General features: G+C 70.9%; 24 protein-coding genes. 13 read left to right on the forward strand and 11 right to left on the reverse strand.

Annotation, left to right across the window (positions count from 1 at the left end; translation table 11 throughout):
* The first annotated feature begins 38 nt into the window (after positions 1 to 38).
* Positions 39 to 470, forward strand: coding sequence for a single-stranded DNA-binding protein (locus GJQ66_RS10415; protein WP_155049313.1), 432 nt, complete (start codon positions 39 to 41; stop codon positions 468 to 470).
* Positions 471 to 483: 13 nt separating this feature from the next.
* Positions 484 to 1,032 carry a hypothetical protein gene (locus GJQ66_RS10420; RefSeq protein WP_155049314.1) on the forward strand — a complete coding sequence of 183 codons (549 nt, stop codon included), beginning with the start codon at positions 484 to 486 and terminating at the stop codon, positions 1,030 to 1,032.
* Positions 1,033 to 1,084: 52 nt separating this feature from the next.
* Here the strand turns inward: GJQ66_RS10420 and GJQ66_RS10425 are convergent, their stop codons facing one another.
* Entirely contained in the window at positions 1,085 to 2,407 is a 1,323-nt protein-coding gene (locus GJQ66_RS10425) for a tyrosine-type recombinase/integrase (RefSeq protein ID WP_155049315.1), read from the reverse strand.
* Positions 2,408 to 2,917: 510 nt separating this feature from the next.
* Between GJQ66_RS10425 and GJQ66_RS10430 the strand changes: the two genes are divergently transcribed.
* Positions 2,918 to 3,673 carry a ParA family protein gene (locus tag GJQ66_RS10430; protein WP_155049316.1) on the forward strand — a complete coding sequence of 252 codons (756 nt, stop codon included), beginning with the start codon at positions 2,918 to 2,920 and terminating at the stop codon, positions 3,671 to 3,673.
* Between the two features lie 30 nt (positions 3,674 to 3,703).
* Here GJQ66_RS10430 and GJQ66_RS10435 read toward each other — a convergent pair whose 3' ends face one another.
* Genes GJQ66_RS10435 through rpsP form a run of 7 tightly spaced genes read right to left on the reverse strand, consistent with a single transcriptional unit; the run spans position 3,704 to position 11,099 of the window.
* Positions 3,704 to 6,727: a bifunctional [glutamine synthetase] adenylyltransferase/[glutamine synthetase]-adenylyl-L-tyrosine phosphorylase gene (locus GJQ66_RS10435; RefSeq protein ID WP_368732876.1), complete on the reverse strand. Its 3,024-nt coding sequence runs from the start codon at positions 6,725 to 6,727 to the stop codon at positions 3,704 to 3,706.
* Between the two features lie 7 nt (positions 6,728 to 6,734).
* Positions 6,735 to 8,069: a glutamine synthetase family protein gene (locus GJQ66_RS10440; protein WP_155049317.1), complete on the reverse strand. Its 1,335-nt coding sequence runs from the start codon at positions 8,067 to 8,069 to the stop codon at positions 6,735 to 6,737.
* A 39-nt stretch (positions 8,070 to 8,108) separates the two neighbouring features.
* Positions 8,109 to 8,303 (reverse strand): SPOR domain-containing protein, encoded by a 195-nt coding sequence (locus GJQ66_RS10445; RefSeq protein WP_155049318.1) that lies wholly within the window; start codon positions 8,301 to 8,303, stop codon positions 8,109 to 8,111.
* Positions 8,304 to 8,312: 9 nt separating this feature from the next.
* Positions 8,313 to 9,905, reverse strand: coding sequence for an apolipoprotein N-acyltransferase (gene lnt, locus GJQ66_RS10450; RefSeq protein WP_196215861.1), 1,593 nt, complete (start codon positions 9,903 to 9,905; stop codon positions 8,313 to 8,315).
* On the reverse strand, positions 9,895 to 10,455 hold the full coding sequence (gene rimM, locus GJQ66_RS10455) for a ribosome maturation factor RimM (protein ID WP_155049320.1): 561 nt from the start codon (positions 10,453 to 10,455) through the stop codon (positions 9,895 to 9,897). The genes lnt and rimM overlap by 11 nt, the downstream gene beginning before the upstream one ends.
* Positions 10,455 to 10,685 carry a KH domain-containing protein gene (locus GJQ66_RS10460; protein ID WP_368732877.1) on the reverse strand — a complete coding sequence of 77 codons (231 nt, stop codon included), beginning with the start codon at positions 10,683 to 10,685 and terminating at the stop codon, positions 10,455 to 10,457. Before GJQ66_RS10460 ends, rimM begins: the two co-directional genes overlap by 1 nt.
* A gap of 6 nt (positions 10,686 to 10,691) precedes the next feature.
* Complete coding sequence (gene rpsP, locus GJQ66_RS10465) at positions 10,692 to 11,099, reverse strand: 30S ribosomal protein S16 (RefSeq protein ID WP_166318434.1); 408 nt, start codon at positions 11,097 to 11,099, stop codon at positions 10,692 to 10,694.
* Positions 11,100 to 11,361: 262 nt separating this feature from the next.
* Here rpsP and GJQ66_RS10470 point away from each other — a divergent pair, with 262 nt between their 5' ends.
* From GJQ66_RS10470 to GJQ66_RS10490, 5 genes are read left to right on the forward strand one after another with little or no spacing between them, the layout of a single operon-like run.
* Complete coding sequence (locus GJQ66_RS10470; RefSeq protein WP_155049322.1) at positions 11,362 to 12,381, forward strand: iron-siderophore ABC transporter substrate-binding protein; 1,020 nt, start codon at positions 11,362 to 11,364, stop codon at positions 12,379 to 12,381.
* The gene (locus tag GJQ66_RS10475; protein ID WP_368732878.1) at positions 12,378 to 13,430 is read left to right on the forward strand and encodes a FecCD family ABC transporter permease; all 1,053 of its coding nucleotides are present in this window, start codon (positions 12,378 to 12,380) and stop codon (positions 13,428 to 13,430) included. The genes GJQ66_RS10470 and GJQ66_RS10475 overlap by 4 nt, the downstream gene beginning before the upstream one ends.
* The gene (locus GJQ66_RS10480) at positions 13,430 to 14,476 is read left to right on the forward strand and encodes an iron chelate uptake ABC transporter family permease subunit (RefSeq protein ID WP_155049340.1); all 1,047 of its coding nucleotides are present in this window, start codon (positions 13,430 to 13,432) and stop codon (positions 14,474 to 14,476) included. The genes GJQ66_RS10475 and GJQ66_RS10480 overlap by 1 nt, the downstream gene beginning before the upstream one ends.
* The gene (locus tag GJQ66_RS10485; protein ID WP_155049323.1) at positions 14,473 to 15,300 is read left to right on the forward strand and encodes an ABC transporter ATP-binding protein; all 828 of its coding nucleotides are present in this window, start codon (positions 14,473 to 14,475) and stop codon (positions 15,298 to 15,300) included. The genes GJQ66_RS10480 and GJQ66_RS10485 overlap by 4 nt, the downstream gene beginning before the upstream one ends.
* Positions 15,297 to 16,220: a siderophore-interacting protein gene (locus GJQ66_RS10490; protein ID WP_155049324.1), complete on the forward strand. Its 924-nt coding sequence runs from the start codon at positions 15,297 to 15,299 to the stop codon at positions 16,218 to 16,220. The genes GJQ66_RS10485 and GJQ66_RS10490 overlap by 4 nt, the downstream gene beginning before the upstream one ends.
* 3 nt (positions 16,221 to 16,223) lie before the next feature.
* Here GJQ66_RS10490 and GJQ66_RS10495 read toward each other — a convergent pair whose 3' ends face one another.
* Complete coding sequence (locus tag GJQ66_RS10495) at positions 16,224 to 17,186, reverse strand: sugar-binding transcriptional regulator (RefSeq protein WP_155049325.1); 963 nt, start codon at positions 17,184 to 17,186, stop codon at positions 16,224 to 16,226.
* 110 nt (positions 17,187 to 17,296) lie between these two features.
* Between GJQ66_RS10495 and GJQ66_RS10500 the strand changes: the two genes are divergently transcribed.
* From GJQ66_RS10500 to glpK, 3 genes are all read left to right on the forward strand, one after another.
* Complete coding sequence (locus tag GJQ66_RS10500; protein WP_155049326.1) at positions 17,297 to 18,994, forward strand: glycerol-3-phosphate dehydrogenase/oxidase; 1,698 nt, start codon at positions 17,297 to 17,299, stop codon at positions 18,992 to 18,994.
* Between the two features lie 110 nt (positions 18,995 to 19,104).
* Positions 19,105 to 19,860: an MIP/aquaporin family protein gene (locus GJQ66_RS10505; RefSeq protein WP_155049327.1), complete on the forward strand. Its 756-nt coding sequence runs from the start codon at positions 19,105 to 19,107 to the stop codon at positions 19,858 to 19,860.
* A gap of 32 nt (positions 19,861 to 19,892) precedes the next feature.
* Entirely contained in the window at positions 19,893 to 21,407 is a 1,515-nt protein-coding gene (gene glpK, locus GJQ66_RS10510) for a glycerol kinase GlpK (protein WP_155049328.1), read from the forward strand.
* 61 nt (positions 21,408 to 21,468) lie between these two features.
* Here the strand turns inward: glpK and ffh are convergent, their stop codons facing one another.
* The gene (gene ffh, locus GJQ66_RS10515) at positions 21,469 to 23,019 is read right to left on the reverse strand and encodes a signal recognition particle protein (RefSeq protein ID WP_155049329.1); all 1,551 of its coding nucleotides are present in this window, start codon (positions 23,017 to 23,019) and stop codon (positions 21,469 to 21,471) included.
* Positions 23,020 to 23,031: 12 nt separating this feature from the next.
* Positions 23,032 to 23,595, reverse strand: a complete 564-nt coding sequence (locus GJQ66_RS10520; RefSeq protein WP_155049330.1) for a TetR/AcrR family transcriptional regulator — start codon at positions 23,593 to 23,595, stop codon at positions 23,032 to 23,034.
* Positions 23,596 to 23,668: 73 nt separating this feature from the next.
* Between GJQ66_RS10520 and lipB the strand changes: the two genes are divergently transcribed.
* Both lipB and lipA read left to right on the forward strand, forming a co-directional pair.
* Entirely contained in the window at positions 23,669 to 24,310 is a 642-nt protein-coding gene (lipB, locus tag GJQ66_RS10525; protein WP_368732881.1) for a lipoyl(octanoyl) transferase LipB, read from the forward strand.
* A complete protein-coding gene (lipA, locus tag GJQ66_RS10530; protein WP_155049332.1) occupies positions 24,307 to 25,296 on the forward strand; it encodes a lipoyl synthase in 990 nt (329 codons plus the stop codon). The genes lipB and lipA overlap by 4 nt, the downstream gene beginning before the upstream one ends.
* Positions 25,297 to 25,368 lie beyond the last annotated feature (72 nt).

The raw sequence follows: 25,368 nt of genomic DNA on the forward strand, positions 1-25,368 counted from the left end.
CGTCGGATGCGACGTCCACAGGATGAAGGAGCAGAGAAATGTCCATCCAGACCAGGGACGCGGTCGCGGGGTTCATCGCCACCGATCCCCAGCTGACAACGTCGGAGGCCGGTCGGGCGCGCTTCTACGCCAGGTTCGGACAAGAGCACTTCCGCAAGGAAGAAGATGGATCGTTCACGAAGCTGGAGACGTCGTTCCACCACCTCGTGATGTTCGGGAAGTCCGCAGAGCACGCGGCCGAGCGTTTCGCCAAGGGCGACAACTTCATCGCTGACGGCTACGTCCGCACGAGCACGTACGAGAAGGACGGCGGCATGGTCGAGAGCGAAGAGTTCGTCGCCAGCCGCATCGGCCACGACGCAGCCCGCACGCGGTACGAGGTCGACCGCTCGCCCCGACGCGACGCGGTGAACGCCAGCTCATTCGCACCTCCCGCCGCCCGATCAGCGCCTGCCACGGTCGGGCTCTGACATGGAGCAGCCGATGAACGACGATGACTTCCCGATCCCGGAATGGGACGAAGACTCCGACGTCGATGTTCCCGGTCCGATCCACCCGATCAATTGGTGGCTGCTGACAGCCGAGGAGCTGCAGACCGAGTTCTATGAACTCAATCGCTTCGTCGATGAGCTCCGGCACGAGCGCGGCCTCCCCGTCAGCGTGATCCCGCCCTTCTGGCACCGCCACTGGGAACTCGTGCGTGAGCTCTCCGCTCTGCACCTCCACTACCTCGTCTGCCACGACGGCGAGCAGAGCGGATCTGCACCCATGGGCTGGGAGCGCGACTTCGAAGACTCCTGCCGTCGCCTCCGCGACAAGGTCGCCGCCTGCGGTAGCCGCGGCGACAGCGACCGGCCCACTCGCCAAGCCATCTGGCCCGGCGAAGAAGAGCCGCCGCACCAGATCCCCGTGATCCTCGACAACCGCGCCAAAGACTTCGTCGCCTACGTGTCCTCGCTCGTCACGGAACGCAAGCAGCGCGAGGAAGCCTTCTACGCGAGCCTTGACCTCCGAACGGGTGAGCTGGCCTGAATCACCACGGCGCCCCGGCATCCTCGATCGGATGCCGGGGCGCCGTGTCCGATTACGCGTCTATTCCCGCGAACACCTTGTCGAGCGCGTCCGCCGCGCCAACGACGATCAGCTCGGGCCGTTTCGCGTAGTGCCCCTCGGTAATCGACTCGTCGCTGTGCCCCAGCAGGTCTCGCGCGACCTCAACACCAGCCGCACCGGATACTGCCGCGGCGACCGCCTTGCGCAGGCTGCGGAAGGTGAGATGGTCCGCATCGACTCCGATCGCCAGCAGCTCGGGCTCGAACTCGCGACGGAACATCCGCATCAGCTGGCTGACCGCGCTCGGGTCGCGCGGACGGCCCCGCTCGCTGGTGAACAGCACGTCATCCGGATTCAGCTCAGGATTGGGCACGTGATTCGCGACGAGTTCGCTGAGGACCTTCGCCGCGAACTGCGGCGCCCGGACCCAGCGCTTCTGCCGCTCTGCTTTCGGGGAGTCCTGTCGGAACAGTCCTCGCGATCGCGTGCGAACCATCGTGCCGCCGACCCAGACCAGTGTGTCCATCGTCAAGCTCCCGTCCGGCTGCTCGACCGCCTCGAACCGGACGTCCTGGAAGCGGATGGCGATCGGCTCCGCAGTCCGCTCGGAAGTCCCGAGCGTGATGAGGATGTAGTCGGCGAGCAGCTTGAAATTCGGCCGCCTCCCGACGGGGAAACGTGCCCGATGCCGCTCGGGCCACACCTCGCGAATCAGATGAAGGATGTATTTGACCTGCACCGCGTCGAGTTCGAAGTAGACCGTTGACGGTTCATCCGCTCGCCGAGTCGCCCGGATCGGATTCGCGACGACGACTGCACCATGCCGCGTCTGCTGGATCGACCCAGCGGCCGAAAACACCCCTTGCTGGATGGCCCAGTCGTACATCAGCGACAGCACATTTCGCACCTTGTTCGCCGTCATCACCGTCTTCTCCCGCGCTACGTCCATGAGAAGCCCGTCTGCGCGGTCAGCGGTCATATCTGTGATGGCGATCGCTCCCGCACGTGGAAGAATGTGTGCTCGGATCACCGACGCATACCCGTCGACCGTCTGCTCGCGTCGCTGATGCAGCACCCGCGGATCATCATCGTGGTAGGCGACTTTCAGCCACGCTTCCGCCAGCTGCGCGATCGTCACAAGCTCTGTTCGTTTGGCGAGGACTCGTCCGCCGATGAGGTCGGCGGCTTCCTGCAGCGCTGCTAGCGCTTCCGCCGCCGTCGCACCACTGCCGTTCGGACGCCGTTCTTTTCCGCCGCCGTCGAAAACACGAGCCCGTGCAACGACAAGCCCATTCGGTTCGACGCTGTAAGTCACCTTGCCGAGTTCGCCGAGCGCCCGTTTCGGCCGTGCCATCAGTCGGCCCTCCCAACGCTCGGAGCGACGAGGTGAGACGTGATGAACGCCTCGACGTCCTCGTCTCGGTATCGAACGTTGTGCGACGAGAGCACGACGAACGGCAACCCGAGCCCTCGGCTGCGCGCTCGCTCAGTGCGCCAGTCAGCAAGTGTCCTGAGAGGGATGCCGGTGTAGTCGGCAAGTTCGCTCGGCGTCCAGAGGCGAGGGCGGTCATCGTTCATACCTGGAAGGTGAGCAACCACCTCCGTGGATCTCCAGGAACATCCGTATGTCGACCGGACGGCGAGTAAACGGACGGGTTTTCGGACGGATGGGGTAGCGAGACGTTCCATGCTGAGCATGTGACTCCCCTGTCGTTTCAAGGGGAGGCGACGGCCAGGGGACTTCTTCGACCTCAACAACCACCAGGACGAGCTGTACTACGGCGTCTGATCCGCGCCCACGCATTCGTCGCGCGCCCCGGGGTTTCTCCCGGGGCGCGCGCCGCGTATCTGGCAGGATCCTCGCATGAGCGCTCGGATCATCACGGTCTACAGCACGAAGGGCGGCGTCGGGAAAACGACGACCGCCGTGAACCTCGCCTGGCTGGCGGCGGCGGACGGGAACCGGACGCTGCTCTGGGACCTGGATCCCCAAGCCGGTGCGACCTGGCTGCTCGACGTGCGCCAGAAGGTCCGCGGGGGCGCCGAGGCGATCATCGTCGGTGACAAGTCGATCGCCAAGGCCATCCGGTCCTCGTCCATCGCGGGGCTCGACGTCCTGCCGGGAGACGGCACCTACCGAGACCTCGACATCACGCTCGACGGGGCGAAGAAGTCGTCGAGCCGTGTCGCGCGGGCCCTCAAGCCGCTGCGCGACGACTACGACGTGATCGTGCTGGACTGCCCGCCGGGATCCTCGCTGGTCGCCGAAAACGCCGTCCGCACGGCCGACGTCGTCGTCTCCCCGCTCTCCCCCGCGTTGCTCTCGCTCCGCGCGCACGATCAGGTCGGCGCGTTTGTCGAGGAATCGGCGCCGGGGACGCCCGTGATCGCGTTCCTCAATCTGGTCGACCGGCGCAAGAAGAGCCACCGCGAAGCCGCCGACGCGCTGCCCGGCCGGACGCGCGCGATCAGCGACATCGTCGTTCCCGCCTCCGTCGTCGTCGAGCGCATGGCCGAGCGTCACGCCGCGCTCGGCGACTACGCTCCGGGATCGCCCGCCGGGCGCGCGTACGCCGCGCTGTGGCACGCCGTGGCTCACGCCCCCCGCGCGCGTCGCTAGGGGTGTGCCGCGCGAAAAGCGCGGAGCGGCCTAAAGGTCGTAGAACACGCGCTCGTAGGTGCGCCGCGCGCGGCGGGCCGTGCGGAGCCACGTCTCCTCGACGAGCGGGCCGGAACCGGGCGGGTACTCCAGGATCCGGCCGATCCCGTCGAGCTCGCCGTAGTCGGTGGGCAGCGCGTCGCTCGTCGCGCCGGTGAGGAGGGTGTTCGCCGACCTCAGCCGCGTCGCGAGCCGCCACGACGCGCCGAGCTGCTGTGCGTGCTCCTCCGCGAGGAGCCCGGCGTCGTAGGCGGCCTGCAGCGCGTGGAGCGTGCGCGGAGTCCGGAGCGCCTCGACGCGATGGCCGTGCTCGAGCTGGATGAGCTGGACGAGCCACTCCACGTCGCTGAGCCCGCCCGGGCCCAGCTTGAGGTGGCGCGACGGATCCACGCCCTTGGGCATGCGTTCGTTCTCGACGCGCGCCTTGATCCGCTTGATCTCCCGCACGTCCTCGGGTCGCACCTGCGCGGGGTACCTGACGGCGTCGACCATCGCCATGAAGTCGGCGCAGAGCGCCCGCGTGCCGGCAACCGCCCGCGCCCGCAGGAGCGCCTGGGCCTCCCACGACACCGACCACCGGGCGTAGTAGGCGCGATACGCGTCGAGCGTCCGGACGATCGGGCCGTTCCGGCCCTCGGGGCGCAGGTCCGCGTCGAGCTCGAGGGGCACGCGATGGTCCTCGGCGGCGTCGCGCAGGGTCGTCACGATCTTGCGCGCGTATCGATCCGCGACCTGCGGGTCGATGTCCGGCGCGCGATAGACGAACAAGACGTCGGCGTCGGAGCCGAACCCGACCTCCGCGCCGCCATACCGCCCCATGCCGATGATCGAGAACTCGAAGTGCTGGTGTTCCTCGGGCACGACCTCCCGCCTCACCGCCCTCAGCGTCGCCTGCAGCGCGACGTCGGTGATCGTCGTGAGCGCCGTCGTGACGTCCTTGATCGTGAGGTCGCCCGTCATGGATCCCATGGCGGTGCGGAGGAGCTCTCGCCGGCGGATCCCGCGAACCGCGCGCATGGCGTCGTCGAAGGACGTGCGGCGGGACTGGATCGCGCGCGCCTCCTGATCCAGGACCTCGTACGCGCGCGGGCGAAGCTGCTCGCCGCCGTCCAGCCACGCCACCGACTCGGGGATCCATTCCATCAGCTCGCCGACGTACCGCGAGCCGCTGAGCAGCGTCGTGAGAGACTCGGCGGCGCCCGAGGAATCGCGCAGCATGCGGAGGAACCACGGGCTCGTGCCGAGGCGCTCGCTCACGCGTCGGAACGCGACGAGACCGTAATCCGGGTCGACTCCCTCGGCGAACCAGCGCAGCATGACGGGCATGAGCGTGCGCTGCACGGTGGCCTTGCGGCTCACGCCGCGCGTGAGCGCGGCGATGTGGCGCAGGGCGCTGCCCGCGTCGCGAAAGCCGATCGCGGCGAGACGATCGTGCGCCTCGGCCCCCGTGAGCGCGCGGGCGTCGTACTCGGTGGCGGCGACGGCCGACAACAGCGGGCGGTAGAAGAGCCGCACGTGGATGTCGCGCACCTCGCCGCGCACCCGTTCCCACGTCGCGCGGACGTCGACCGCCGTGCCCCCGGCGACCCCCGCGGCGGGGTCGTAGAACGCCGTCGCGCGCGCCAGGACGCGCAGGTGCTCGTCGTCCTCCGGCATGAGGTGCGTGCGGCGGAGCTGCTGGAGCTGCAGGCGGTGCTCCAGCACCCGGAGGATCCGGTAGTCGGTCGCGAAGGCGGCCGCGTCGGCCCGCCCGATGTAGCCCCCGTCGACGAGCTGGTCCAGCGCCGCGAGCGTGCCGCCGGCGCGGACCGACGAATCGGATGCCCCGTGCACGAGCTGCAGGAGCTGCACGGTGAACTCGATATCGCGGAGCCCGCCCGGTCCGAGCTTCAGCTGCCGGTCGACCTCGCCGGGCGCGATGTTGTCACTCACCCGCTGGCGCATGGTCTGCACGCTGTCGACGAAGCCCTCGCGCGAGGAACTGGACCACACGAGCGGCGCCACGGCGTCGACGTAGTCCCGCCCAAGCCCGGCATCGCCCGCGAGCGGGCGCGCCTTGAGGAGCGCCTGGAACTCCCACGAGTGTGCCCAGCGGCCGTAGTAGGCGAGGTGCGAGTCGAGCGTGCGGACGAGGGCCCCCTGTTTGCCCTCCGGGCGGAGATTCGCGTCGACCTCCCACAGAGGCGGCTCCGTCTCGAATGAACTGATCCCCCGCATGGTCTGCACGGCCAGGCGCGTCGCGATGTCGATCGCGCGCGACTCGGACAGGCTCGCGTCGTCCGCCACGCCGGCGACGAAGATCACGTCCACGTCGGAGACGTAGTTCAGCTCGCGCGCGCCCGCCTTCCCCATGCCGATGATCGCCAGCCGGGTCTGGGCCACCTCGCCCGCGGGGAACAGGCCGCGGGCGCCAACCCCCTCCGACACGCGCGCCCGCGCGACCGCCAGCGCCGCGTCGAGCGCGGCGCCCGCCGCGTCCGCGAGCGCGGCCGAGACCTCGGCCACGACCTCGACGGCGTCGGGCGCGGCCAGGTCGTAGGCCGCGATGCGCAGGAGGGCGCGCCGATAGGCGACACGGAGCGCAACCCAGGCGTCCTCGCCGTCGCTGGAGGCGACGTGATCGTCCCACCCGACGGCCGCCCGGAGGTCGCTCGTCATCTCGTCGCGGGTCGGGAGCCGGGATCCGGCGCCGCGGAGCTCACGGACCGCGTCGGGGTGACGCAGCAAGAACTCCGCGAGCCCCTGCGACGCGCCAGCGACGCGCCACAGGTGCGCCGCCGGCTGCGCCTCGGCGAGCACCTCGGCGACGGGAACCGCGTCCCGGCGCGCGACCTGGAGGATCCCCCGCACGGCGGCGTCGGGATCCGCCGCGCGCGCCGCGCCCGCGATCAGGGCGTCGCGGTCGATCTGCGTGAGCGCGGCCAGCTCATCCAGGGCCTCGGACGAGCCGGAGAGGTCCGCGAAGCCGGCGCGAGCGAGGACGGAGCGGCGCGAGGCCCGAGCGGGAGGCGTCACGGATCCGTCAGATGATGTCGAGCGTGCTCGCCAGTTCGAGCGAGGTCACCTGGGCGCGGTACTGCTCGAACTCGCGGCGCTTGTTGTCGAGAACGTAGCGGAACACCTGCTCGCCGAGCGTCTCGGCGACGAGCTCGCTCTCCTCCATCCGTGCGATGGCGTGGTCGAGGCTCGACGGCAGCGGGCGGTAGCCGAGCGCGCGACGCTCCGCCTCGCTCAGCGCCCAGATGTTCTCCTCGGCCTCGGCCGGGAGCTCGTACTCGTTCTCGATGCCCTTCAGGCCCGCCGCGAGCAGCAGCGCGTATGCGAGGTACGGGTTCGCGGCGGAGTCGATGCCGCGGTGCTCGATGCGCGCCGACTGGCTCTTGCCCGGCTTGTACATCGGCACGCGGATGAGCGCCGAACGGTTGTTGTGTCCCCAGGCGACATAGCTCGGCGCCTCGTCGCCACCCCATACGCGCTTGTAGGAGTTCACGAACTGGTTCAGGACGAGGGACATCTCCTCGGAGTGGTGCAGCAGCCCCGCGATGAAGTGCCGCCCCACGGCCGACAGCTGATGCGGGTTGCTCTCCTCGTAGAAGGCGTTGCGGTCGCCCTCGAACAGGGACATGTGGGTGTGCATGCCGCTGCCCGGCTGTCCCGCGAGCGGCTTGGGCATGAACGACGCGTGCACGCCCTGCTCGATCGCGACCTCCTTGATGACCGTGCGGAAGGTCATGATGTTGTCGGCCATCGTCAGGCCGTCGGCGTAGCGTAGGTCGATTTCGTTCTGACCCGGGCCGCCCTCGTGGTGGCTGAACTCGACCGAGATGCCGAGGTCCTCGAGCATCCGCACGGCGCGCCGCCGGAAGTCATGGGCCGTCCCGCCAGGCACGTTGTCGAAGTAGCCGGCCGAGTCGACGGGCACCGGGGTCTCGCCGCGCCGCCCGGGCTGGAAGAGATAGAACTCCATCTCCGGGTGGGTGTAGAACGTGAACCCAGCATCGGCCGTCTTCGACATGGCGCGCTTGAGGACGTAGCGCGGGTCCGAGACACCGGGCTGGCCGTCGGGGGTCGTCAGGTCGCAGAACATCCGCGCCGTCGGATCCACATCACCGCGCCACGGCAGCAGCTGGAACGTCGTGGGGTCTGGATGAGCGAGCAGGTCGCTCTCGTGAATGCGCGTGAGCCCCTCGATGGCGGATCCGTCGAACCCGATGCCCTCACTGAAGGCGCCCTCGACCTCGGCGGGGGCGATCGCCACGGACTTCAGCGTCCCGATGACGTCCGTGAACCACAGTCGGACGAACTTGACGCCACGTTCCTCGATCGTGCGGAGCACGAAATCCTGCTGCTTGTCCATGGCCCTCAGCCTAGTGGCAGGGGCGCCCGGAACACGCCGTCAGGCACGCCCTTCGCGCCACTCGGCCTCGCGCGCGTCGTCGTCGTCCCACGCGCGCGAGCGCTCGCGGAGGATCTCGGGGGCGCGCCCGGCCTCCTCCGCCGTGTCGAAGGGCCCCGCCCGATCCGCGCCCGGCGACTGCGCGCCGTACTCGACCTCGCCGGTCTTGAGGTTGTACCAGTAGCTGTCGGCCATGTGGACAGGCTACGCCCCAGGCTCCGCCCCGGCACCCATGCGGCGCAGCCGATCGGCGAGCGCACCCGCGATCGCGAGCCCCGCGAGGGGGAACCACGTCAGCACGGCGCGGATCCCGCCGCCCGCGGCCACCGCAGGCGTGGTGCCGTCGCGCAGCTCCACGTCCGCCACGATCGCGCCCGCCTCGTCCGCCGCCAGGGAGGCGATCGCCGTCCCGTCGGGGGCAATGACCTGGCTCGTGCCGACCGTTGAGACGTTCACGACGCTCCGCCCGGTCTCGATGGCGCGCATGCGCGCGACCGCGAGCTGCTGGACGTTCTCCTCCGTCCCGCGGAAATCGGCGTTGTTCGTCTGGAAGGCGAGCACCTGGGCTCCCCCGTCGATGCTCTCGAACACGAGGTCGTCGAACAGGACGTCGAAGCAGATCGCCAGGCCGATCCCGACGCCGTCGACCACCATGTTCGGCGCGTCCGTACCCGGGGTATATTCACGGCCGATCATCGCGACGAGAGACGGCGCCAGGCGCTCGTAGAGGTCCCGCTGGGGGACGTACTCGCCGAACGGCACCGGGTACCGCTTGGAGTGCTCCGCGGCGGGGCCGTCGGCCGTCCACAGCAGCGATCGGTTGTACACGAGGTCGCCCTCGTCGATCGCGGCGTTCACGAGGAGCGGCGCGCCGAGCGCCGCCACCTGTGCGTCGAGCTGTGCCGCGGCCGCGGGGTCCCTCAGCGGATCCGCGTCGACACCGCCCTCGGGCCAGACGACGAGGTCGACGTCCTGCCCCACGACCGGCGCGGTCGCCGCGATCTGCGCGTCGAGGACGTCGTAGGGGCCGCGCGCGTCGAGGTACGCGGCGGGGCCGTTCCCCTGCACGGCCGCGATCGACATCTCTCCCGCGGCGGTCGTCGGAAACGCGGGGACGAGCGCCAGCGCAACGCCGCCGAGCGCGGGAATCGCGAGCCCGCTCCACGAGCGCGGCGCGCGCGGGTCGCGCTGCAGCGCGACGCGCACGGCTTCCACGAGGGCGGCGGCGAGCAGCACGATGAGGAAGGACAGGCCCGAGACGGATATCCACGACGCGACGGGCGCGAGGGGGCTCTCGGACTGGCTCATCCCGATCCGGCCCCAGGGGAAGCCCCCGTAGGGCCAGGACCCCATGACGATTTCGCGCGCCGTCCACACGCCGGCCACGAGGAGCGCCGTCAGGATAGGCCGCAGGGTGCCGGGCGCGGTGACGCGCGGCAACCAGCGGTACGTCGCCGCGATGGCCAGGGCGCCGAGCGCCATGAACACCGTTTCGATGCCCGCGAGGGCCGCCCACGGCACCCACGCGAGCGGGTTGTCGCCCAGAAAACGGGCCGCCCAGTCGATGTGGGGGAAGTAGAAGGCGGCGCCGAAGAGGGCGCCGACGAGGAACGCGGATCCGTAGGTGCGTCCGACGAGTGACGACAGCGACAGCGCCACCGCCACGAATGCGAGCGGCCAGACCCCTGCGGAGGGAAAGGATAGGTCGAGGGCGAATCCGCCGGCCGCGGCGGCAAGCGCCGCCGCCCACAGCGGAAGCCCGCGCGCGGACGGATCCGCCACGCGGTCAGTCCTCATCGGCGACATCCTCGAACAGCCCCGCGGGTGGGGTCATCACGACGCGGCCCGCGGCGAGGTCCACCTCGGGAACGATCGCCGACACGAAGGGCACCATGACCTCGCGCTCGCCCACCTCGACGATGAGGAGGTCCTGCGACGGGAAGTGGTCGACGCGAGCGACACGGCCGACGACCTCGCCGTCGCGGACGGCGTCGAGGCCGACGAGCTGATGGTCGTACCAGGCGTCGTCCTCGGGCTGCACGGCGGCCTCGTCGTGGTCCACCCAGAGGATCGCGCGCACGAGGCTCTCGGCCTCGGTGCGGTCGTCGATGCCCTCGAAGAACACCACGGGGCTCTGGTTCATCCAGCGAAACTCGCGCACCGTGATCGTCTCGCGATGCCACTTCGAGTGCTCCGGCACCTGCAGGGTGAACGACGCGCCGGGGCGAAAGCGCCCGTCCGGGTCATCGGTGTACAGCTCGAGCTTGAGCGCGCCCTTGAGGCCGTGCGCCTTGAGGATGCGGCCGACGCGGAGCTGATCTCGGGGAGTCTGGGGTGCGGCGGACATCAGTCGTCAGCCACGTCGACGCGCACGCGCCGCCCGTTGGCCAGGGCGGACACGACGGTCCGCAGGGCCTTGGCCGTGCGTCCGCCGCGCCCGATCACGCGCCCGCGGTCGCCCTCGGCGACGTGCACTTCCAGCACGTCCCCGCGAGGACCGGTGGACTCGTCGATCCGGACCTCATCCGGTTCGTCGACGATTCCCTTGACGACGTGTTCGAGCGCGGCGGAAAGCACGAGGGATTACTCCGCTGCCGCGTCCGACGCCTCGGCGGGCGCCTCGTCGGCCGGGGCGGCCTTCTTCGCGACGGGCTTGACGACCGACTTCTTCGAAGAGTCGGCCTCATATGCCTTCTTCTCGTCGGCGACGCGGAGCGTGCTCACGGCGTCCTTGTCGCCCTGGAACGTGCCCCAGTCGCCGGTGATCTTCAGAATGGCGCGGACCTGGTCGGTCGGCTGCGCGCCGACGGACAGCCAGTACTGAGCGCGCTCCGAGTCGACCTCGATGAACGAGGGCTCCTCGGTCGGGTGGTACTTACCGATCTCCTCGATCACGCGACCGTCGCGCTTGGTGCGCGAGTCGGCGACGACGATGCGGTAGTAGGGGGCACGGATCTTGCCCAGGCGCTTGAGACGGATCTTGACAGCCACGATTCTCCTGTGGTGTTGACAGAGATGAACGAACCAGTCGCCCTGCGCGTGGGGTGATGCACGCTGGCGGAAGCTCAAAGGGTGGACCGCGACGCCGGATAGAGGGTCGAGCGCGCGCTCCGACGGTCTATTCTGCCAGATCCTCTTGGGGAGCGCGAACCTCGCGCGCCGCGCGTCGCGCGCCGCGAGTTGCAATTCCGGTTGATTTAGGTAAGCCTTTCCTCGGTCAATTTCCCGGCCGCCCCCTGTCGAAAGGCACGCCATGTCCGCACGCCCCCTCCTCGCCACCGCGGCCCTCGCGGCGACGGGCCTCGTCCTCGCCTCCTGCGCGTCCGGCTCCGACGACGCGGCAGCGCCGGCGGACGCCGCCAGCGACGCGATCGTCATCGAGCACGCGCTCGGCGAGACGACGATCGAGGGCACGCCGGAGCGCGTGGCGGCGATCGGCTGGGGCAACCACGACGTCGCGCTCGCCCTCGGCGTCGCGCCGGTCGGCGTCGACGACCAGACCTGGTCGGCCGACGGCAGCGACGGGCTCGGCCTGTACGAGTGGTCGCTCGACGCGTACGCCGACCTGGGCGCCGACGAGCCGGTCATTTTCGACACGACCGACGGCATCGACTTCGAGGCGATCGCGGACTCGGCGCCCGATGTCATCCTCGCCGCGCAATCCGGTCTGACGGAGGAGGACTACGCGACCCTCACGGAGATCGCGCCGACCGTGGCGTACCCCGACATCCCCTGGTACACGCCGTGGCGCGACGCGGCGACCCTCGACGCCGCCGCTCTCGGCATGGCGGAGGAGGGCGAGCAGCTCGTCGCGGACGTCGACCAGCAGATCGCCGACGCGACCGCCGGATCCGACTTCGCCGGCAAGACCGCCGCCTTCTTCTACATGTCCGCAGCGGACCTGTCGACGGTCTCGGTGTACGCCGAGGGCGACTCGCGCACCGCTTTCCTCGGGGACCTCGGATTCGACTTCCCCGAGGTCGCCGTCGCCGCGGGCGAGGACGGCGCGTTCTACGCCGACATCAGCGCGGAGAACGCGGACCAGCTCGACGACGTCGACGTCATCGTGACCTACGGCGACGACACGCTCCTCGACGCGTTGCAGAGCGACGAGCTGTGGAGCACGGTGCCCGCCGTCCAGAACGGCGCCGTGGTCGTGGTCGGAGACGGCGACGCGACCTCCAGCGCCGTGTCGCCCTCGGTCCTGTCGATCCCGTGGGTGCTGAACGACTACGTCGCGATGCTCGACGAGGCTGTCGCGGCCTCCGAGTGACCCGCGTCACCCCGTCCCGCCGCGCGGCCGCCCCTCGGGTGGCCGCGCGGCGGCGTTCCCTGCTCGTCGGCGCCTCGATCCTCGCGGTGGCGCTCGCGATCGCCGCGTCGCTCGCGTTCGGCTCGCGGCCCGTGACGCTGTCGGAGATCGCGGACGGGCTCGGATCCTTCTTCCGCGGGGAGGTTCCGGGCGAGATCGGCGCGATCGCCGTGTACGAGCGGATCCCCCGCACGGTCCTCGGGCTCGTCGCGGGCGCGGCGCTCGCGATGTCCGGGGCGCTCATGCAGGCGATCACGCGCAACCCCGTCGCGGACCCCGGGATCCTCGGCGTGAATACGGGGGCCGCGCTGTTCGTCGTCTGCGGCATCGCGTTTCTCGGCATCTCCAGCGTGTACGAGTACCTCGGCCTCGCGCTCGCCGGCGCCGCGCTCGCGGCCGCCTTCGTGTACGCGGTCGGCTCCGTCGGGGCCGGCGGCGCCACGCCGATCAAGCTCGCGCTCGCCGGCGCCGCGACGACCGCCGCGCTGTCGTCGCTCGTCAGCGCCGTGCTCCTCCCCCGCGCGCAGGCCATGAACGAGTTCCGCTACTGGCAAGTGGGCGGCGTCGGCGGCGCCGAGTGGGACACGCTCGGCACGGTCGCCCCGCTCCTGGTGATCGCCGCCCTCGCCGGCATCGCCGCCACCCCCGCGCTCAACGCGCTCGCGCTCGGCGACGAGGTCGCGTCCGGCCTCGGCGTGAGCGTCGGGCGCACGCGCCTGATCGCGGCGGCGGCCGGCGTCGCGCTGTGCGGCGCCGTGACGGCGCTCGCGGGCCCCATCGCCTTCGTGGGCCTCATGGTGCCCCACGCCGTCCGCCTCCTCTCGGGGACCGATCAGCGCTGGATCCTGCCGCTCTCGGCGGTCGGCGGCGCTGTGCTCCTCACGCTCGCCGACACGATCGGGCGCGTCCTCGGCGCGCCGGGAGAGGTCGAGGCCGGCATCATCACGGCGTTCCTCGGCGCACCCGTCCTCGTCGTCATCGCGCGGCGCACCCGGATGCGGGCGCTGTGATGACCACCGCTCTGATGAATGCGCCGCGCGAGGCGCTGCGTGCCGGGCGCCGGCGGCGCCACCGCCGGCGTCTCGCCGGGATCGTGACCCTCGCCCTCGTCGTCGCAGCCCTCGTCGTCGCCATGCTCCTGCTCGGCCAGACCATCTATCCGCTCTCGGACGTGTGGGCCGTCCTCCGCGGCGAGCAGGTTCCCGGCGCGAGCTTCACCGTCGGCAGCCTGCGCCTCCCCCGCGCGCTCACCGGCCTGCTCGCGGGCCTCGCGTTCGGTGTCGCCGGATCCACCTTCCAGACACTCCTGCGCAACCCCCTCGCGAGCCCCGACGTTATCGGCATCACCTCCGGCGCGAGCGTGGCGGCCATCGTCGCCCTCGTCGTCCTGCACCTCTCGACGGGCGCCGCCATGATCCTCGCGCTCGTGTTCGGCGTGGCCACCGCGGCGGTCATCGCGCTCGCGGCGCGCGGCGGCGAATCGACGGGCGGGCGCCTCATCCTCATCGGGATCGGGGTGGGTGCGATGCTCGACGCCGTGGTCTCTTTCGTCGTCCAGAAGGCGGCCGAATGGGACGTCGCCGTGGCCATGCGGTGGTTGACGGGAAGCCTCAACGGCTCGCGCATGGAGGACGTGTGGCCGCTCGCGGTCGCGGTCGTCGTCCTCGTGCCGGTCGCCGCGCTCCTGGCGCGCGACCTGTCCGCACTCGAACTCGGCGACGCCTCCGCGATCGCGCTCGGCGTGCGCGTCGATCGTGCGCGCATCGGCCTCGTGATCGTCGCCGTCGCGCTCGCGTGCTTCGCGACGGCCACGACCGGGCCCATCGCCTTCGTCGCGTTCCTCGCAGGCCCGATCGCGCGGCGCATCGTCGGCGCGAGCGGATCTCTCGTGATCCCGTCGGCGCTCGTGGGCGCCGCGCTCGTGCTGGCCGCCGACCTGCTCGGGCAGTTCGCGTTCGACACCTCGTTCCCCGTGGGCGTCATCACGGGCATCGTGGGAGCGCCCTACCTCCTGTTTCTCCTCGTCCGCACCAGCCGCCTCGGAGGCTCCTCATGACCACGCACCACAGCCTCGAAGCGCACGCCCTGCGCGCGGGCTACGGCGGCCGCGTCGTCGTCGACGGCGTCGACCTCTCGCTCCCGCCCGGACAGATCAGCGTCATCGTCGGCTCGAACGCCTGCGGCAAGTCGACTCTGCTCAAGGCGCTCGCGCGGCTGATCCCCGCGCGCGAGGGCAGCGTGATCCTCGACGGAGCGCGGATCGATTCGATTCCCACCAAGCAGCTCGCGCAATCCCTCGGCCTGCTCCCGCAGCAGCCCGTCGCGCCCGAGGGAATCGCGGTCGCCGACCTCGTGGGCCGCGGTCGGCACCCTCACCAGAAGCTGTTTCGCACGTGGTCCGGCGAGGACGAACGCGCCGTGGCCGCGGCGCTCGAGTCGACCGGCATCGCCCACCTGGCCGACCGCTCGGTCGACGAGCTCTCCGGGGGGCAACGGCAACGCGTGTGGATCGCCATGGCCCTCGCGCAGGAGACGGACCTCCTCCTGCTCGACGAACCCACGACCTTCCTCGACCTCACCCACCAGGTCGAGGTCCTCGATCTGCTCACCGACCTCAACCGCGAGCGCGGAACCACGATCGTGATGGTGCTGCACGACATCAACCTCGCGGCCCGCTACGCGGACCATCTCTTCGCGATGCACGCCGGGCGGATCCTCTCCAGCGGGGCGCCGGCGGACATCGTCGACGCGGGCCTCATCCGCGACGTGTTCTCGCTCGACGCCCAGGTCATCGAGGATCCCGTCTCGGGCACGCCCCTCGTTCTCCCCCGCGGTCGCCACCACGTGCGCGCCGCCGACACCTCAGGAGCCACCGCATGAGCACCGCCACTTCGACCGACACCCGCCCGATGCGCTTTTTCCGCACGCGCGTCGCGCGCGTCGAAGCCCTGACGCCGAGCTTTCGGCGCATCACGCTGACCGGCGACGACCTCGACGATTATGGGGACCCGGGATACGACCAGCGCGTCAAGGTCGTCTTTCCGACCCCCACGCTGGGGCTCGACGCGATGCCCACGCACGACGACTGGTACACCGCGTGGCGGGAATTGCCGCCCGGCTCCCGCCCACCGTTCCGGACCTACACGACTCGCGCCGTCCGCCCCGAGGCGCGCGAGGTCGACATCGACATGGTTGCGCACGAGGTCGACGGACCCGCCTCGGCGTGGATCGACCGGGCGCAGCCGGGCGACGAGCTCCTCGTCCTCGCGCCCACGATCCACCACGCAGGCGTGAGCCTCGGGATCGACTTCGTGCCGCCGGCGCGGACCGAAAACATCCTCCTCGTCGGCGACGAGACGGCCGCGCCCGCGATCGCCGTCATCCTCGAGCAGCTCCCACGGGATGCGACGGGCGTCGTCGTGCTCGAGGTGCCCGACGACCACGATGTCGCGTACCTGCCGCCGCACCCGGGGTTCCGCGTGGTCGCCTCCGGCCGCGCGGCCGGCGCGAGACACGGCCATCTCCTCGACGCCGTCGCCGCCCACGCCGGCGCGCTCTGCCCCGACGGCCGCGGCGCGGACGTCGAGGAGATCGACGTGGACGCCGGCCTCCTCTGGGAGGTCCCCCGCACGGCCAAGGGCGGGGCCGCGCTGAAGAGCGCCCCGCTCTACGCCTGGGTGGCGGGCGAGGCCGGCGCGGTGAAGGAGATCCGCCGCCACCTCGTGCGCACCGTCGGCGTCGATCGCCGCGCCGTGGCGTTCATGGGCTACTGGCGCCTCGGCCGCTCGGAGAACGACTAAGGCTCACGTCTCGAGGAGGCGCGTGGCGAGGTCCTCGTCGAGGACGACGTCCGTGACGTAGCCCGCCCCGAGCGCCGCGCGCAGGCTCGGGAGCTTGTGTTCGCCCGCGGCGACGCAGACGCGCCGGGGCACCCGGGCGAGCCGGTCGAGCTCCGGACCCGTCGCGCGCGCGTTCAGGACGATGTCGCGCCAGGATCCGTCGGCCCGATAGAACACCGTGGCGATGTCGCCGACCGCCCGGTCCTCCGCGAGGCTGCGGTAGTCCGAGCGCTCGAGGTAGCCGCCCACGTAGACGTGGCTCGGGACGTCGGCGGAGGGCGAGCCGACGCTGAAGACCACCGCGTCCATGCGCGCCTGCATGTTGAGCACGCGCCGCGTCATGCGCTCGCGCCACATCGCGTCGCGGGTCGCGGGGTCGTCGAAGAACGCGGGCACGGGGAACCGCTGCACCGTCGCGCCGAACGCCGCGCCGAACCGCTCGAGGATCTCGCTCGAATACTCCACACCGGTCGAGTGCGTGTTCCCGGCCCCGTTGAGCTGCACGATCGTCGTCCCGCGGGTCGGCTTGAGCGGGAGGTGTCTGCTCACGACGCTGAGGGTCGACCCCCACGCGACCCCGACGATCATGTTCGATTCGACGAACTGCGACAGCACGCGGGCCGAGGTCATCGATACGCGCTCGAGGCGATCCGCCTCGCTCACGCCCCGAGGGACCGGCACGACGTGCGCGGTGGCACCGAAACGATCGTGCAGGCGCTGCTCGAGGTGGCCGGCGAGCGCGAGCGGCGAGGCGATGCGAATGTCCACGATGCCCGTCTCCCGCGCGTGGGCGAGCAGCCGCGAGACCGAGGACCGCGACACGCGCATCTCCCGCGCGATCGCCTCCATCGTGCGGTCCTGCAGGTAGTACAGCTGGGCCGCCGTGAGCGCCTGCTCGGTGCGCGATGGCGACGCATTTTTCGTCATGAGCGGCCCCTCCCGGCACGCGACACCCCGAAGTGCACATATGTGCAGCCGAGTTGCTCGTTCGTTCTCTGGAAGATCAGGCTAGAGGAACCCGCTGGAAAGGTTGTGTCATGTCACGCGTCGCTTCGTCCCCCGAACGCCCCTCCGTCCGCGCCGTGCGCGAGGCCGGGCGCGCCTCCGTCGTCGTCGTCGGCGGCGGCATCAACGGGATCTCCACCTTCCGCGACCTGGCACTGCAGGGCGTGGACGTCGTCCTCGTGGAGCGCGGCGACTTCGCCTCGGGGGCCTCGTCGGCGTCGAGCCACATGGTGCACGGCGGGATCCGCTACCTCGAGAACGGCGAGTTCCGCCTCGTCAAGGAGTCGGTTCAGGAGCGCAATCGCCTCCTGAAGCTCGCGCCGCACTTCGTCAAGCCGCTCGAGACGACCATCCCGATCTACTCGACCTTCTCCGGAATCCTGTCCGCGCCGCTGCGCTTCCTCACGCACCGCTCGGGCAAGCCGCAGGAGCGTGGCGCCGCGCTCATCAAGCTCGGCCTCATGATCTACGACACCTTCTCGCGCGACGGCGGGAGCGTGCCCCGACACCGCTTCCTGCGGCGCGAGCGTTCCCTGACGGAGCTCCCCCGGCTCGACGACAAGATCGCCTACACGGCGACCTACTTCGACGCCTCCATGCACGACCCCGAGCGCCTCGCGCTCGACGTCCTGCTCGACGGCGTGCGCGCCCACGACGGCGCCCTCGCGCTGAACTACGTCGAGGCCGTCGGCCGAACGCCCCGCGGCGTCACGGTGCGCGACCGCGAGACCGGGACGACCTTCGATATCGAGGCGGACGTCGTCGTCAACGCCTCCGGCCCCTGGACCGACCTCACGAACAAGGCGTTCGGCACGCCCACCCGCTACATGGGCGGGACGAAGGGCTCGCACATCGTGCTCGACCACCCCGAGCTGCTCGCCGCGACGCGCGGGCGCGAGATCTTCTTCGAGCACTCCGACGGCCGCATCGTCCTGATCTACCCGCTGAAGGGGCGCGTCCTCGTCGGCACAACCGACATCGATGCGGATCCGGCCGAGCCCGCCGTGTGCACGGAGGAGGAGGTCGACTACTTCTTCGACCTCATCCGCCACGTCTTCCCGACGATCGCCGTCGAGCGTTCGCAGATCGTGTATCGCTTCTCCGGGATCCGGCCCCTGCCCCGTCACGAGGACACGGCGCCCGGCTTCGTCTCGCGCGACTACCGCGTTGAGGTCGACGAGTCCGGCGCGGTGCCGTTCCTTAGCCTGGTCGGCGGAAAGTGGACGACCTTCCGCGCCCTCGGCGAGACGCTCGCGACGCGCGTACTCGGGCTGCTCGGGCGCGAGCGCGGCGTCGACACGACAGAGGTGCCGATCGGCGGCGGGCGCGAGTTCCCGACGACGGACGCCGAACGCGACGCGTGGGTGGAGCGCCACCTGCCCGGCGCCGGCGACCGCGCCGCGCGCCTGCTCGCGCGCTACGGCACGCGCGCGGCCGATGTCTGGCGCTTCGTCTCGGAGGGCGAGGACGCCCCGCTCGCGGATGGCGACGTCTCGACCCGCGAGCTCGAGTGGATGGTCCGCGAGGAGCACGTGGTCCACCTCACGGACGTCGTGCTCCGCCGCACCAGCCTCGCGTTCACCGGTCACGCCTCGGACGACGCGCTGACGGGCATCGCCGGCGCCCTCGCCGACCTCCTCGGCTGGGACGCGCTCACGCGCGACGCCGAGGTCGACGAGGTGCGTCAGCACGTCGCGCAGCGCGACGGTCGCGGTCGCGTCAGCGCCTAAGACGCGCGCGGCTGCGGCGCGGCGCCCCCGCGGGGGCGCGAACGGCGGCGTTTCACCCCTCCCCATCGGCGCGCCGACGTCTGGCGTGCCCGGAAGGTCAAAGAAGACACATGACAGAACTGAATCCCGGGCTGTACTTCCTCTCCGAATTCGTCGGGACGGCCATGCTCGTCCTGCTCGGATGCGGGGTCGTCGCCAACGTCGTGCTCGCGCAGACGAAGGGCTTCGCGGGAGGCACCCTCATGATCAACTGGGGATGGGGGCTCGGCGTGTTCGCCGGATTCCTCGTCTCCGCATACTCGGGCGCGGTCCTGAACCCCGCCGTCGGCCTCGGGCTCATGATCGCGGGCACGATCACGCCGTGGATGTTCGCGCTCGCGACCGTCGCCGAGGTGCTCGGCGGTATCGTCGGAGCCGTGCTGTGCTGGGTCTCCTATAAGAAGCACTTCGACGCGGAGCCGGACGCCGCGAACAAGCTCGGCGTCTTTTCGACGGGCCCCGCCATCCGCGGCGCGGGCTTCAACCTCGTGACCGAGATCATCGCGACCTTCGTCCTCGTGTTCGTGATCTTCGCGTTCGCGGACTACGGCGACATCTCCGTCGGCGTCCCGGGAGGCCTCGGGCCGCTCACCGGCCTGCCCGTCGCCCTCCTCGTCGTCGGCATCGGCGCGTCGCTGGGCGGGCCCACGGGATACGCCATCAACCCGGCGCGCGACCTGGGCCCGCGCATCGCGCACGCCTTCCTCCCCATCGCCGGCAAGGGGTCGAGCGACTGGGGTTACGCCTGGATCCCCGTCGTGGGTCCGCTCGCCGGCGGCGCCCTCGCCGCCTTCGCCGCCCCGCTTCTGCTGGGCCTCGCCGCCTGATACCGTCACCAACCGCGTTCAAAGGAGAAACTATGGGCGAATACATCCTCGCCATCGACCAGGGCACGACCTCGAGCCGAGCCATCGTTTTCGACAAGAAGGGGTCGATCGTCTCGGTCGGCCAGAAGGAGCACGAGCAGATCTTCCCGCGGCCGGGTTGGGTCGAGCACGACGCCGTCGAGATCTGGCGCAACGTGCAGGAGGTCATTGGCCTCGCCCTCAGCCGCGCGGACCTGACGCGCCACCACATCGAGGCCGTGGGCATCACGAACCAGCGCGAGACGGCGGTCGTGTGGGACCGCCGCACGGGCGAGCCCGTGTATCACGCGATCGTGTGGCAGGACACGCGCACGCAGGCGATCGTCGACCGCCTCGCGGGCGACGAGGGCGTAGACCGATACGCCTCGATCGTGGGCCTGCCGCTCGCCACCTACTTCGCCGGCACGAAGATCGCCTGGATCCTCGACAATGTCGACGGCGCCCGCGAGCGCGCCGAGGCGGGCGACCTCCTCTTCGGCACGACCGACACCTGGGTGCTCTGGAACCTGACGGGCGGCACCGACGGCGGCGTGCACGTCACGGACGTCACTAACGCCTCGCGCACGCTGTTCATGGACCTCGAGACGCTCGAGTGGCGCGACGACATCCTCTCGGACTTTGGCGTGCCGCGCTCGATGATGCCGGAGATCCGCTCGTCCTCCGAGGTGTACGGCTACGCCGAGGATTCCTCGCTGCTGCGCGAGACGCCCATCGCGGGCATCCTCGGCGACCAGCAGGCGGCGACGTTCGGGCAGGCGGCCTTCGCGAAGGGCGAGAGCAAGAACACCTATGGCACGGGCAACTTCCTCATCTTCAACACGGGCGACGAGATTGTGCGCTCGGAGAACGGGCTACTCACGACCGTCGGGTACAAGCTCGGCGACCAGCCCGCGCAGTACGCGCTCGAGGGATCCATCGCCGTGACGGGATCCCTCATCCAGTGGCTCCGCGACCAGCTCGGCATCATCTCCTCTGCGCCCGAGGTCGAGGAACTCGCGCAGGGTGCCGAGGACAACGGCGGCGTGTACTTCGTGCCGGCCTTCTCCGGCCTGTACGCGCCGTACTGGCGCCCCGATGCCCGCGGCGCGATCGTGGGGCTGACGCGCTACGCCAACAAGCACCACATCGCGCGCGCCGCGCTCGAGGCCGTCGCCTTCCAGACGCGCGACGTCCTCGACGCCGTCAACGCCGACGCGGGCGTCGAGCTCAGCGAGCTGCGCGTCGACGGCGGCATGGTGGCGAACGACACGCTGATGCAGTTCCAGGCGGACGTCATTGGCGTGCCGGTCGTGCGCCCCGTCGTGGCCGAGACCACGGCCCTCGGGGCGGCGTACGCGGCGGGCCTCGCGGTCGGGTTCTGGTCGGGCCTCGAGGAGGTCCAGGACAACTGGCAGGAGGACTCCCGCTGGGAGCCCGCGATGGCCGAGGACGAGCGCGAGCGGCAGGTCCGACTGTGGCGCAAGGCCGTCACGAAGTCGATGGACTGGGTCGACGACGACGTGAAGTAATCGAGCAGCACACGACAGCGGGGCGGGGCCTGATGGCCCCGCCCCGCTGTCGTGTGCGCCGTTAGTTCTTCCCGAACAGCTTCTGGATCTCCGCCAGCTCCGACTCGCTCGGCGCTCCCTGGGAGGCGCCCAGGCCGAAACCCGACCCTGCGGGGGCCGCGGCGGGTGCGGGCTCCGCGGCGCGCTTGGCCGGGTTGCCGGACTGCGGCGCCTGGTAGCGCTTCTTGCCCTTCTTCTGGCGCTTCGTCGACGCGCCGGGCTTCTGGCCGGGCATCGCGCCCATGCCGGGAATACCGGCGTTCTCGCCCCGCGCGACCTTTTTCATCATCTTCGCCGCCTGCTCGAAGCGGTTGACGAGCTGGTTCACCTCGGTCACCGTAACGCCGGATCCGCGCGCGATGCGGGCGCGACGCGAGCCGTTCAGCACCTTCGTGTTGTGGCGCTCGCCGGGCGTCATCGACCGGATGATCGCCTCCGTGCGGCCGATCTCGCTGTCGTCGAAGTCCTGCAGCTGCTGCTTCATCTGGCCGCCCATGCCCGGCAGCATGCCGAGCATCTTCTTCATCGACCCCATCTTCTTGAGCTGCTGCATCTGCTCGAGGAAGTCGTCGAGCGTGAAGGCCTCGGTCGCGAGCTTCTCGGCGACCTTGCGTGCCTCCTCCTCGTCGAAGGCCTGCTGCGCCTGCTCGATCAGCGTCAGGATGTCGCCGAGGTCGAGGATCCGGCTCGCCATGCGGTCCGGATGGAACTCCTCGAGGTCGTCGAGCCCCTCTCCCGTCGAGGCGAAGATGATGGGGCGCTCCGTCAGCGAGGCGACCGACAGGGCCGCGCCACCGCGCGCGTCGCCGTCGAGCTTCGAGAGCACGACGCCCGTGAAGTCGACGCCCTCCTGGAAGGCCTTCGCCGTCGCGACGGCGTCCTGCCCGATCATCGCGTCGATGACGAACAGCACCTCGTCGGGCTGCGTGGCGCGGCGGACCTGCGCCGCCTCCTTCATGAGCGCCTCGTCCACGCCGAGGCGGCCCGCCGTGTCGATGATCACGACGTCGTGCTGCTTCTGCCGCGCGTGCTCGACGCCCGCCTTTGAGACCGTGACGGCGTCGCCGACGCCGTTGCCGGGCTCGGGCGCGAAGACGACGGCGCCCGCGCGCTCGCCCACGACCTGGAGCTGGTTCACGGCGTTCGGGCGCTGCAGGTCGGCCGCGACGAGGAGCGGCGTGTGCCCGTCGCGCTGCAGCCGGCGCGCGAGCTTGCCGGCGAAGGTCGTCTTACCGGATCCCTGCAGGCCCGCGAGCATGATCACCGTGGGCGCCGTCTTCGCGAACTGCAGCGGCCGCTGCCGACCGCCGAGGATCTCGATGAGCTCCTCGTTGACGATCTGCACGACCTGCTGGGCCGGGTTCAGCGCCCGGTTGACCTCGTCGCCGAGCGCGCGCTCGCGCACCCGGGCCGTGAACGCCTTGACCACGGGGAGCGCCACGTCGGCGTCGAGGAGCGCGCGTCGGATCTCCCGCACGGTGCCATCGACGTCGGCCGCCGACAGCTTGCCCTTCGTCCGAAGGTTCTTGAAGGTCTCGGTGAGGCGCTCAGAGAGGTTGCCGAAAGTAGCCATGATGAGCCGATTTTACCGCGTCGGCACGTAGGCCGTCGCACGCGCGAGGTGCGTGGCGAACGCCGAGGCCCCCGCGCCGTCGTGCGCCCACTCCCGCAGGGCCGCGAGAACCGCCGCGCCGTGCGCCCCGCCGCGAACCTCGGCCCCGAGCGGGTCCTCCCCCACGGCGCGCAGTCCCCGCGCCACGACCCGCGCGATGCGGTACCCGCGCACCGCCGACTCGAGGTCGACGTGGTCCGCCATCCGCATCGCGTCAGCCTGCGCGAGGACGAGGGCCAGCTGGTCGGGATGGAAGCCGTCGGCGAGGCCCCGGAGCGCCTCGGCGACCGACGCGCCGCGATCGATGGCGGCCTCCAGCCCCGCGATGCGCTCGTCGAGCGCTCCCCACACGAGCTCGGCCTTGCCTGCGGCGTAGTTGAAGAAGCTCGAGCGCGCGATGCCCGCGCGGGACGCGATGTCGCCCACGGTGGTGGCGTCGTAACCGCGCTCGAGGAAGAGCTCGCAGGCCGCCTCCGCCAGCATGCCGCGCGAAATGGCGCGCGGGCGCCCCGGGCGGCCGGTGGGTGCGGTCCTCATGCCCCTAGCCTATGGCGCGTCCGCGCCCCGCGTGCCCTATTGTTGGATCCCGTCCAATAATCAAGGGAGGCGCATCGTGGAGCTCATCGAGGCGGGGTTCGCCCCGCGAACAGTCGAATACCGGGCGGGGTGGGATCTGCAGCGCCGGATCCACGCCGACGTCGTGTCGGGGATCCGGGACGACACGCTCGTTCTGCTCGAACACGAGGCCGTCTTCACCGCCGGGTCGCGGACGGAGCCGGCCGATCGCCCGCGGAAGAGCGCCACCCCCGTCGTCGAGGTCGACCGCGGCGGGCGGATCACCTGGCACGGACCGGGCCAGCTCGTCGGGTATCCCATCGTGCGCGTCGGCGGCGCCCGCGAGGTCGTCGGGCACGTCCGCCGGCTCGAGCGCGCCCTCCTCGCGCTCGTCGGCGACCTCGACATCGCGGGGCGCCGGATCCCGGGCCGCACGGGCGTCTGGGTGGACGGCGAGAACGGGCCCGCGAAGATCGCCGCGATCGGCGTCCGCGTCGAGCGCGGCGTCACGCTCCACGGCTTCGCGCTCAACTGCACGAACGCGCTCGCGCCGTTCGACGAGATCGTGCCGTGCGGGATCGCGGACGCCGGGGTCACGACGATCGCGCGGGAGACGGGGCGGGACCTGTCGCCCGCGCGCCTCGCCTCCGCCGCGGCCGACGCCGTCGCGGCCGAGCTCGCGGGGGTGCCCGCATGAGCGCCGCACCCGAGGGACGGCGCCTCCTCCGCCTCGAGGTGCGCAACGCGCAGACCCCCATCGAGAAGAAGCCGCCGTGGATCAAGACCCGCGTACGCCAGGGGCCCGAGTATCGCGGACTCCAGGAGCTGGTCAAGGGCGAGGACCTGCACACGGTGTGCCAGGAAGCGGGGTGCCCCAACATCTTCGAGTGCTGGGAGGACAAGGAGGCGACCTTCCTCATCGGCGGATCCCAGTGCACCCGGCGGTGCGACTTCTGCCAGATCGACACGGGCCGACCCGCCGCCTACGACACGGACGAGCCGCGCCGCGTCGCCGAGTCGGTGTCCCGCATGGGCCTGCGATACGCGACCGTCACCTCCGTGGCCCGCGACGACCTGGCCGACACGGGAGCATGGCTGAACGCCGAGACCGTGCGGCAGATCCACCAGCGCAACCCCGCCACGGGCGTCGAGCTGCTCGCGAACGACCACGGCGGGAACCCCGACCACCTCGGGGAGATCTTCGCGGCGCGCCCCGAGGTCTTCGCACACAACGTCGAGACCGTTCCTCGCGTGTTCCGGCGGATCCGACCCGCGTTCGCGTACGAACGCTCGCTGGGCGTCGTCCGTCAGGGGCACGAGGCGGGGCTCATCACGAAGTCGAACCTGATCCTCGGGATGGGCGAGCGGGACGACGAGATCGAGCCCGCGATGCGCGACCTGCGCGACGCCGGCTGCGACATCCTCACGCTCACCCAGTACCTCCGGCCGTCTCCGCGCCACCTGCCGGTGGACCGCTGGATCCGCCCGGAGCAGTTCGTCGCGCTCCGCGAGACGGCGGAGAGCCTCGGGTTCCTCGGCGTTCTCGCCGGCCCCCTGGTGCGATCGTCCTATCGGGCCGGGCGCCTTTGGGCGCGCTCGATGCGCCGGAAGGGGCGGGAGATCCCTCCCCACCTCGCGCACATCGCGGACGACGCGTCGGCCGACTTCGCGCAGGCGGTCTGAGAGCGCGCCCGGCGGGGATAGGATCGGACGCGGTCCATTTCTTGGACCGCGTCCGACATCGCCAGAGAGTTT

The sequence above is a fragment of the Microbacterium sp. ZXX196 genome (genome assembly GCF_009709595.1).
GTDB lineage: Bacteria > Actinomycetota > Actinomycetes > Actinomycetales > Microbacteriaceae > Microbacterium > Microbacterium excoecariae.